The following is a 9,194-nucleotide window of genomic DNA, read 5'->3' as shown; positions in this document are numbered from 1 at the left end:
CCACATTTTTGTGGGGCGTTTACCGGCATCGCGAGCACCACACATCCTCTGTGGGGTACTCACCGGTATCGTCAGCACCATAAGTCCTCTGTGGGAGCAAAGCTTGCTCGCGATAGCGGCGGGCCAGTCGGTGAAGATGTTGAATGTGATACCGTCATCGCGAGCAAGCTCGCTCTCACAGTCCCACAAATTGTGCGGGGACTGTCCTCAAGCCAAAAGATCGCAGCCTTTGACAACGCCTGCACTGGATCAAGTACAGGTGCTGCCAAAGGCTGCGATCTTTTCGTGGCTTGGAGGTTTACTTGTCGCCGCTGGAAACGCTTCCGCCTTTTTTCTGCTCGAAGAACTCCGGGATCGGCCAGGTGAAGCTGTTGAGCCAGCGTTGCATGGCCAGTTCCCGCTCGGTGGCGGAGGCGGTCTGCAGGTTGGTGGAGGCGACCACGCCGCGAATCTGCAACTGCATCCAACTTTCGGTGCCCTGTTGCGCCGCCGAGGAGGGCCCAGGCTCGATGGCCCAGGTGGTGGTGGAAAGACAAGTCATGCACAGGATCAAAAACGATTTGGTTTTCATCTCTTGGACTCCTCGTAGCGCTCTACTTGACCGTGCCGGATGAGGCGTCGACGACCTCGGTCAGGCGGTTCGCTTGTGACGCTGCTGCGTTCTTGGCCGCTCCCCTGATTTTCTCGGCGCGCGCTTGTGCATCGGCCACCTGCTGGGGAGACAGCTTGGCCATGCTCGCGAGTTCGGCGGCCTGTTTCCAGTTGTCCTGGTAAATCAGCAGCGTCACCATGTTGAGCGCAGCCAGCGGGTCTGACTGCTGGAGTTCCATGGCGGTCATGAACTCGAAGCGTGCTTCGGGGATGCGGCGTTGATTGAGGTAGACGACACCCAGGTCGTTGCGGATTTTCCCTTCGGTCGGGGTCATTTTCGCTGCGCGTTCCAGGTGTTCGGTCGCCGTGGCGTTATCGTTCCGGGCGGCGGCCAACTGGCCGAGGCCATGTTCACCGTCAGCGGCCAGGCACGTGCCGAGCAGGCTCCGGTACAACGGCTCTGCCTCGTTACGTCCCATCAGGCGCAGCACCCGGGCCTTGCGCAAACGCACTTGGACCAGGTCCTCGGGCAAACCTTCGAGGTTCGCCAGGCTCGCGTACAACCGTCCCTCGTTGGCCATGTCATCGGCCAGGTTCAGGGCCAGTTCCTGATCACCACTGGGCTTGGCGCAACTGGCCGGGCGTGACGCCACCACGTTATGGCTGGCACAACCGGCGAGCACCACGGTCGCCGCTATCGCAATCACTGCTTTCATGGAGTGCTCCCAGGCAAGCGGATGGACAGTCGATCCCTCGCACCGCAGGCGCCGGCTCATTGGGAAAGCCCATCGCGGTTGTCGAATTCACCGTGTTCCATGAAGAACATGCGGTAGAAGTTCGGGTCGTAATTGCGCAGCTGTTCACCCGGCAAGGTCGGCAGTTGCGCATTGACGGCCAGCGGTTGGACCAGGTGCGGCGTGACGATCATCAGCAACTCGCGTTCTTCGCGGTTGATGGTGTTGTCGCGAAAGAACGCACCGAGTATCGGGATGTCACCCAACCCCGGGAATTTGTTCACCTGCGAGCTGTTACGGGTACTGATCAGGCCGCTGATGACGAAGCTTTCGCCGTCGGCCAGGGCAATACTGGTGTCGGTACGGCGCACGGTGAGTGCCGGAACCAGCGTGCCGGCGATGCTCACGGCGTTGGTGAAGTCCAGCTCGCTGACTTCCGGTGCAACCTTCAGGGCGATGCGGTTCTGCCCGATGATGGTAGGGGTCAGGGTCAGGCGGATACCGAACTCCTTGTACTCGATGGACACGCTATCGCTGCCGGAACTGGGTACTGGAATCGGAATTTCCCCACCGGCCAGGAAACTCGCACTCTGCCCGCTGAGGGCCACCAGACTGGGCCGCGCCAGGGTGTAGGCAAAGCCGCTGCCTTCCAGGGCGTTGATCATCAGCAGTGTTTTGCCGGTGGCGAACGACAGGTTGAACATGTCGTTGTTGGCCGGCAATGTGGGGCGGACAATGCCGCCGACGGTGGGCAGGGTTCTCGGTGAGCCGAACAGGAAGTTGCCACGGCTGCCGAAAATCGAGGTCGCGGCGTCCTTGAGCTTGGTCCGGCTGACTTCGACAAAGCGGATGTCGGTCTGTACCTGGGCGAGCAAGTTCGGGTCTTCCGAAGGCACGCTGGCGACGCTGGTCAGCGCCGCAGTGGCCCGGCCTTTGACGAACACCATGCTCTGGCGGGGAACCTTGGAGCATTCCGTCCAGACCATCAGGCTGGTGGCGCCGGGCGTGATGCCGGTGAGAATGAACGCATTACTGCCGCTGGGCTGTACATCAGCGATTTTCGGGTCGCCCACCGCCAACTTCGTCACAGGGGTGGGAATGCGCAGTTCATTCTGCAGGCCCTGGCCGACTTCGAAGGTGGCCGGCATGCTGTCCAGCTGGGAACAGTTGCTGGCTGCAGCGTGTGCCGCGTCCAGGCCCAGTCCCATCCAGAACAAGCCGTGAATAAGGTGTTTTAAAGCGGACGCGTTGCGATCGTTCATAAAGTGATCCTCGACAGAAGTCCCTGCTGGTCTGAACAATTGCCTCGGAACACTTGCAGGGCCCGGGCTACCCCTTTATCTCACCAGACGACTCAATGGCTTCGGCAACAGGCCTCGTCGCGACGTGCAGACGGTCCATTGCCTCGGCCTGACTGAACGACAGGCGTTTTTCAGAAAACGTCTTCAGGCCTGGCAAATAGCCGGGTCATCGAGTGGTGGGGGCAGGCGCAGATCCTGTCGCTAGGGAGCGATTTGCTAGCCCCCCCTGCTCGCTTCTTTTTGACAGTAGTTCAACCATGGCGAAGCGCCACGCGTTGCGCAAAAAAAAACGTCTGAAAAGTGACGGGTAAGAAAATTTCGTGAAAGTCGCCGTCAATAATTTGTCTTTTCGACAAAACAGGCTAGGAGAGAGGCGCTAAGATCGCGGGGCAATAAGATTAAAACCATCCCCTGTGGCGAGGGAGCTTGCTCCCGCTGGCCTGCGCAGCAGGCCCATGCATTGCTCCAGGTAAACCGCATTGCCTGGTTTTGCGACTGCTTCACGCAGTTGAGCGCGAGCAAGCTCCCTCGCCATGGGTTGGGGGTGTTTAGGCTGGCGTCATCGTCGGATCGCCGCCTCGGGCAAGCTCAGCGCCCACAGGTGGGCTTACCCGGCTGGTATCAGTGCTTGCTGTCCTGGTCCGACATCGCCAGCAGTTGCTTTTCCTGGTTCCAGTCGAACGGTTCGTCGTTTTGTTCGGCTTCGAAACGACGTTCTTCGAGGGCCTGGTACAGGTCGATCTCTTCGTCGGGCATGTAGTGCAGGCAATCGCCGCCGAAGTACCAGAGCAGGTCGCGAGGCACCAGGTGAGCGATCTGTGGATAACGGACAATCACCTGGCACAGGAGATCCTGGCCCAGGTATTGGCTCTCGATCGGGTCGACGGGCAGTTGCGCACGCAACTCGTCGAAGCGCTCCAGGAACAGCGCATGGCTTTCTTCAGGCACCTGTTCGGCCTCACCCACGGCGACCAGGATGCTGCGCAAGTGGTCAAGCAAGACAAGGTGATCGGCAACGACGTTGGACACGAGATAAGTCCTCAAGAGCAAAACGGGCGCAGGAGTATATAGCCCTTGCGCCCGCTTTTACATGCCAGTGGTCTGCACCCATGAACCACACAGGCCACCAGGGCCTGCATGGCCGTCGGAATCAGCGCACCTTGCCCTCGGCAAGCGTCAGTTCCTCCTTGGCGAAATCATCCACGTCGATCACCTTGCGCCGCGCCGCTTCGGCCGTGTGCAGGGCCTGCGCCTCACGCGCCTGCAATACGCCTGCTTCCAGGGCGGCGTCGATGAGCGACTCCCCGGGAGCCGGGTTGAGCTGGCCCAGCTTGAGCGCTGTGTGCACCTTGCGGTAGAGCGGTTGCGCGGCGGCCGACAGGTCGGTGGCGTGTTGCAGGGCGCCCACCGGATCATCCGCCGATTGCGGGCGGTAGCAGCCCTGCAAGAGTTCTTCGAGGGTTGGATCGCCCTTGGCCCGGCCGAGCAGCGCCGCCACTTGTGCATCCAGCTTGTCGCTCGGGCCCTTGTGGCGGCGACCGAAGGGGAACACCACCAGGCGCAGCAGGCAACCGAGGACCCGGTTGGGGAAGTTGCGCAGCAGTTCATCAAGGGCGCGCTCCGAGTGGCCGAGGCTTTCTTCCATGGCCCAGGTGAACAGCGGCGTCATGTGGTCCGGCGAGTCCAGGTCGTGGTAACGCTTGAGCGCTGCGGACGCCAGGTACAGGTTGCTCAATACATCGCCCAGGCGTGCCGACAAGCGCTCGCGGCGCTTGAGCTCACCGCCCAGCAGCATCATGCTCAGGTCTGCGAGCAGGGCGAATGCCGCCGCCTGCCGATTGAGGGCGCGCACATAACCTTGGCTCAGGGCGTTGCCTGGGGCTTTTTCGAAATGTCCCAGGCCCAGGTTCAGCACCAGGGTGCTGGCGGCATTGCCGATGGCAAAGCCGATGTGCTTGAGCAACAGGCCGTCGAACTCGACCAGGGCCTGGTCCTGGTCTTCCCGGGTCGCCAGGGCCATTTCCTTGAGCACGAAGGGATGGCAACGGATTGCGCCCTGGCCGAAGATCATCAGGTTGCGCGAGAGGATGTTCGCCCCCTCGACGGTGATGAAGATCGGCGCGCCTTGCCAACTGCGCCCCAGGTAGTTGTTCGGGCCCATGATGATGCCCTTGCCGCCGTGCACGTCCATGGCGTGGCTGATGCACTCGCGGCCGCGTTCGGTCAGGTGGTACTTGAGGATTGCCGACAGCACCGAAGGTTTTTCCCCCAGGTCCACCGCGTTGGCGGTCAGCATGCGCGCGGCGTCCATCATCCAGGCGTTGCCGCCAATGCGCGCCAGGGCTTGCTGGATTCCTTCGAAGGCCGCCAGCGGTACGTTGAACTGCTCGCGCACCTGGGTGTACTGGCCGGTCACCAGGCTGGTGAATTTTGCCGCGCCGGTGCCCACCGCCGGCAGGGAAATCGAGCGCCCGACCGACAGGCAGTTCATCAGCATCATCCAGCCCTTGCCGAGCATGGCCTGTCCACCGATGAGGAAATCGAGCGGGATGAACACGTCCTTGCCCCAGTTTGGCCCGTTCATGAACGCGGCGCCGAGGGGCAGGTGGCGGCGACCGATATGCACGCCGGGCGTGTCGGTAGGAATCAGCGCGAGGCTGATGCCCAGGTCTTCCTCGTCGCCCAGCAGGTGGTCGGGATCGTAGGCCTTGAAGGCCAGGCCGAGGAGGGTGGCGACGGGTCCGAGGGTGATGTAGCGCTTTTCCCAATTCAGGCGCAGGCCCAGGGTTGGCTGGCCTTGCCATTCACCCCGGCAGATGACGCCGCTGTCGGGCATTGCCCCGGCGTCGGAACCGGCCAGTGGCCCGGTCAGGGCGAAGCAGGGAATATCGTCCCCACGGGCCAGGCGTGGCAGGTAATGGTCGCGTTGTTCTTCAGTGCCATAGTGCAGCAGCAGTTCCGCCGGGCCGAGGGAGTTGGGGACCATCACGGTGGAGGCCAGGTCGCCACTGCGGGTGGCCAGCTTCATCGCCACCTGGGAGTGTGCATAGGCGGAAAAACCCTTGCCACCGTAGGACTTGGGAATGATCAGCGCAAAGAAACCGTGGGTCTTGATGTGCGCCCAGGCTTCGGGCGGCAGGTCCATGGCCTGGCCGATCCGCCAGTCGCTGACCATGGCGCAGAGCTCTTCCGTGGGGCCGTCGAGGAACGCCTGTTCTTCCTCGGTCAGTTGCACCTTGGGGTAGGCCAGCAACTTGTCCCAATCTGGCCGGCCGCTGAACAATTCACCATCCCACCACACCGTGCCGGCCTCGATAGCGTCGCGCTCGGTCTGGGACATCGGCGGCAGGGTCTTGCGGAACCAGTCGAACATCGGCGCACTGAACAAGCGACGGCGCAGGTCCGGCAGCAGCAACGGCGCCGCTACGGCGGCGAGCACTGCCCAGAGCACCAGCATCAGCCAGCCGGGCGCAGGGCTGAAGATGCCCATGGCCAGCAGATAGGCGGCGACGATCGCCAGCATGGGCAGCGGGGCGATGCGCCGATGCGCCAGCCAGGCTTTCCCGACGACCAGAACCAGTATCCACAACAACAGCATAAGTAAATCCTCCGTGAACCAAGGCCAGACCGGCCCTCAAAGCTTAGACGGCATCTGCCAGGCCGACGGTCGGCGCGATAGGACTGATTTCGTGGGAAACCTTCGATGCGTCGCGCCAGTCTGGTTGGCAACGGCTGTGGGAAATCGTTCGTCGGCAAGGTGAGAAAACGTCATTGTTTGGCTGAAACGCCTTGATCTGCTTCGATGGCGATGGACATCCTCACGTGCCCCGGGCGATTTGAGTCGTGGTTGATCCGGCGTATGCTGCTGCGGCATTCATTCAACGAGGAGGCGGTGATGCTGAAGATCTGGGGGCGCAAGAACTCATCGAATGTACGCAAGGCGTTGTGGTGCGCTGAAGAGCTGGGGCTGACCTACGAGGCCATCGACGCCGGTGGTGCGTTCGGCGTGGTGGATACGCCCGAGTACCGCGCGAAAAATCCCAACGGCCGCGTGCCGATGATCGAGGACGACGGCTTCGTGCTGTGGGAGTCCAACACCATCGTGCGCTATCTGGCAGCGCGCCATGCGTCGGGCTCGGCCTGGTATCCTGCCGATGTGCAAGCCCGCGCCAGGGCTGAAAAATGGATGGACTGGACCACCTCATCCTTTGCCGCACCGTTTCGCACGGTGTTCTGGGGCGTCTTGCGCACCCCGGCCGAGCAGCAGGACTGGGCGGCGATCAAGGCCGCGATCAAGGAATGCGACGCCTTGCTGGCGATGGCAGACCAGGCGCTGAGCGTTGAGCCGTACCTCTCGGGCGATGAAATCGGCATGGGCGATATCCCCTTGGGCAGTTTCATTTATGCCTGGTTCGAGATGCCCATCGAGCGGACCTCGCTGCCTCATTTGCAGGCCTGGTATGGGCGGTTGCAGGCGCGTCCGGCTTACCGCAAGGCCGTCATGACCGCGTTGACTTAATAGTTACTATCGACACACTTGACTGTACTTGTGCGGCGATGCCACGCACCATGGCCTCCGTGCGCCGTGGCTTGCGTGCGCGCCGCATGCTTTTACCCCATTTTTCTTCTTTCCCTTCTTGGTGCGTAATCCGATATGAGTTCCGCTCTGTCCATCCGGCAGCTAACCAAAACCTACGGCAACGGTTTCCAGGCCCTGAGTGGTATCGATCTGGACGTCGCCGAGGGTGATTTCTTCGCCTTGCTCGGCCCTAACGGTGCCGGAAAATCCACCACCATCGGCATTCTTTCCACGTTGGTGAACAAGACCAGTGGCACGGTGAATGTCTTTGGTCATGACCTGGACCGCGAGCCCGCCGCGCTCAAGCGTTGCATCGGCGTGGTGCCCCAGGAGTTCAATTTCAACCAGTTCGAAAAGACCTTCGACATCGTGGTGACCCAGGCGGGTTACTACGGCATCCCGCCGAAGATCGCCAACGAACGCGCCGAGAAATACCTGACCCAACTGGGCCTGTGGGACAAGCGGGACGTGCCCTCCCGTTCATTGTCCGGCGGCATGAAGCGGCGCTTGATGATTGCCCGCGCCCTGGTGCACGAACCGCGCCTGTTGATCCTCGATGAGCCGACGGCGGGCGTGGACATCGAACTGCGCCGTTCGATGTGGACCTTCCTGACCGAGCTGAATCAGAAAGGCATCACCATCATCCTCACCACCCATTACCTGGAAGAGGCCGAGCAGTTGTGCCGCAACATCGGCATCATCGACCACGGCACCATTGTCGAGAACACCAGCATGCGCCAGTTGCTCAGCCAACTGCATGTGGAAACCTTCCTGCTGGACCTCAAGCATGACCTGCCGGCCTTGCCGCAGCTCGTGGGCTACCCGGCCCGGTTGCTGGACGGCCGTACCCTGGAAGTCCAGGTGGATAAATCCGTGGGCATCACCGGGTTGTTCACCCAACTGGCCCTGCAAAACATCGAAGTGCAAAGCCTGCGCAACAAAACCAATCGCCTCGAGGAGTTGTTCGTGTCCCTGGTGGAAAAAAACCTGGCGAAGGTGGCGGTATGAGTTCCGAACTGCGCCCCAACCTGATCGCCCTCAACACCATCGTCTACCGTGAAGTCCGGCGCTTCATGCGGATCTGGCCGCAAACCCTGCTGCCGCCGGCCATCACCATGGTCTTGTACTTCGTGATCTTCGGTAACCTGATCGGTCGGCAGATCGGCGACATGGGTGGCTTCACCTACATGGACTACATCGTGCCGGGGCTGATCATGATGTCGGTGATCACCAACTCCTACGGCAACGTGGTGTCGAGTTTCTTCGGCAGCAAGTTCCAGCGCTCGATCGAAGAACTGATGGTTTCGCCGGTGTCACCCCATACGATCCTCATCGGCTTCGCCCTGGGCGGTGTCCTGCGGGGCTTGGCGGTCGGCCTGATCGTGACCTTGCTGTCGCTGTTCTTCACCCATCTGCAGGTGCATCACCTGGGAGTGACCATACTGGTGGTGGTGCTCACGGCGACGATCTTTTCGCTGCTGGGTTTCATCAACGCAGTGTTTGCGCGCAACTTCGATGACATCTCCATCATCCCGACATTCGTGCTAACGCCACTCACCTACCTGGGTGGGGTGTTCTACTCGATCTCCCTGCTGCCACCGTTCTGGCAGACCGTGTCCCTGGCGAACCCGGTCTTGCACATGGTCAATGCGTTTCGCTATGGCATTCTTGGGGTTTCGGACATCAAGATCAGTGTCGCGATTTCCTTTATGTTGATGGCGACTGTGGTGCTTTATGTGGGGTGCGCGCGGTTGTTGGTCAGTGGGCGGGGGATGAGGACTTAGTAAGACCGCATGCGGGTGTAGGGTTGGGGGGTAGGGATATATCCGTTTCTGCGGTCACGGCGGCTGACGGTTTCGCCCTGACGGCGACTTACTTTCTTTCAAACGCCCCGGAATGCCGGCCCAGAAGAAAGTAAGCAAAGAACGCTGGCCCCACCACTTGGCACCTCGCCTAGGCGAGGTGTTCCCTCTCTCCGGCATTGCTCCG

At 61.3% G+C, this 9,194-nt stretch carries 8 protein-coding genes; 3 read left to right on the top strand and 5 right to left on the bottom strand.

The features are described from left to right. Nucleotides 1-298: 298 nt before the first annotated feature. The 5 genes from ACODSJ_RS18050 to ACODSJ_RS18030 all read right to left on the bottom strand — a co-directional run bounded on the left by ACODSJ_RS18050 (nucleotide 299) and on the right by ACODSJ_RS18030 (nucleotide 6,224). Nucleotides 299-571: a DUF3613 domain-containing protein gene (locus tag ACODSJ_RS18050; RefSeq protein ID WP_489103024.1), complete on the bottom strand. Its 273-nt coding sequence runs from the start codon at nucleotides 569-571 to the stop codon at nucleotides 299-301. Between the two features lie 22 nt (nucleotides 572-593). Continuing rightward, nucleotides 594-1,307, bottom strand: coding sequence for a tetratricopeptide repeat protein (locus ACODSJ_RS18045; protein ID WP_489103023.1), 714 nt, complete (start codon nucleotides 1,305-1,307; stop codon nucleotides 594-596). Nucleotides 1,308-1,363: 56 nt separating this feature from the next. Next, nucleotides 1,364-2,587: a type II and III secretion system protein family protein gene (locus ACODSJ_RS18040; RefSeq protein ID WP_489103022.1), complete on the bottom strand. Its 1,224-nt coding sequence runs from the start codon at nucleotides 2,585-2,587 to the stop codon at nucleotides 1,364-1,366. Between the two features lie 660 nt (nucleotides 2,588-3,247). Continuing rightward, nucleotides 3,248-3,655, bottom strand: coding sequence for a PA2817 family protein (locus ACODSJ_RS18035; protein ID WP_024776930.1), 408 nt, complete (start codon nucleotides 3,653-3,655; stop codon nucleotides 3,248-3,250). Nucleotides 3,656-3,776: 121 nt separating this feature from the next. After that, complete coding sequence (locus tag ACODSJ_RS18030; RefSeq protein ID WP_489103021.1) at nucleotides 3,777-6,224, bottom strand: acyl-CoA dehydrogenase; 2,448 nt, start codon at nucleotides 6,222-6,224, stop codon at nucleotides 3,777-3,779. 297 nt (nucleotides 6,225-6,521) lie between these two features. On the opposite strand from ACODSJ_RS18030, the gene ACODSJ_RS18025 reads away from it, so the two are divergent. From ACODSJ_RS18025 to ACODSJ_RS18015, 3 genes are all read left to right on the top strand, one after another. Beyond that, nucleotides 6,522-7,145 carry a glutathione S-transferase family protein gene (locus ACODSJ_RS18025; RefSeq protein WP_489103020.1) on the top strand — a complete coding sequence of 208 codons (624 nt, stop codon included), beginning with the start codon at nucleotides 6,522-6,524 and terminating at the stop codon, nucleotides 7,143-7,145. A 135-nt stretch (nucleotides 7,146-7,280) separates the two neighbouring features. Further along, nucleotides 7,281-8,213 carry an ABC transporter ATP-binding protein gene (locus ACODSJ_RS18020; RefSeq protein ID WP_489103019.1) on the top strand — a complete coding sequence of 311 codons (933 nt, stop codon included), beginning with the start codon at nucleotides 7,281-7,283 and terminating at the stop codon, nucleotides 8,211-8,213. After that, nucleotides 8,210-8,989 carry an ABC transporter permease gene (locus ACODSJ_RS18015; RefSeq protein WP_489103018.1) on the top strand — a complete coding sequence of 260 codons (780 nt, stop codon included), beginning with the start codon at nucleotides 8,210-8,212 and terminating at the stop codon, nucleotides 8,987-8,989. Before ACODSJ_RS18020 ends, ACODSJ_RS18015 begins: the two co-directional genes overlap by 4 nt. The last annotated feature ends 205 nt before the right edge of the window (nucleotides 8,990-9,194 follow it).

Source organism: Pseudomonas sp. FG6, assembly GCF_057809015.1.
Note: the sequence above shows the minus strand (reverse complement) of the source record. Positions and strands in the feature narration are given on the sequence as shown.

Bases quoted from the DNA above. Each gene is read 5' to 3' on its own strand.
- ACODSJ_RS18025 (WP_489103020.1), top strand. From the start codon at position 6,522: ATGCTGAAGATCTGGGGGCGCAAGAACTCATCGAATGTACGCAAGGCG.
- ACODSJ_RS18045 (WP_489103023.1), bottom strand. From the start codon at position 1,307: ATGAAAGCAGTGATTGCGATAGCGGCGACCGTGGTGCTCGCCGGTTGT.
- ACODSJ_RS18015 (WP_489103018.1), top strand. From the start codon at position 8,210: ATGAGTTCCGAACTGCGCCCCAACCTGATCGCCCTCAACACCATCGTC.
- ACODSJ_RS18030 (WP_489103021.1), bottom strand. From the start codon at position 6,224: ATGCTGTTGTTGTGGATACTGGTTCTGGTCGTCGGGAAAGCCTGGCTG.
- ACODSJ_RS18050 (WP_489103024.1), bottom strand. From the start codon at position 571: ATGAAAACCAAATCGTTTTTGATCCTGTGCATGACTTGTCTTTCCACC.
- ACODSJ_RS18020 (WP_489103019.1), top strand. From the start codon at position 7,281: ATGAGTTCCGCTCTGTCCATCCGGCAGCTAACCAAAACCTACGGCAAC.
- ACODSJ_RS18040 (WP_489103022.1), bottom strand. From the start codon at position 2,587: ATGAACGATCGCAACGCGTCCGCTTTAAAACACCTTATTCACGGCTTG.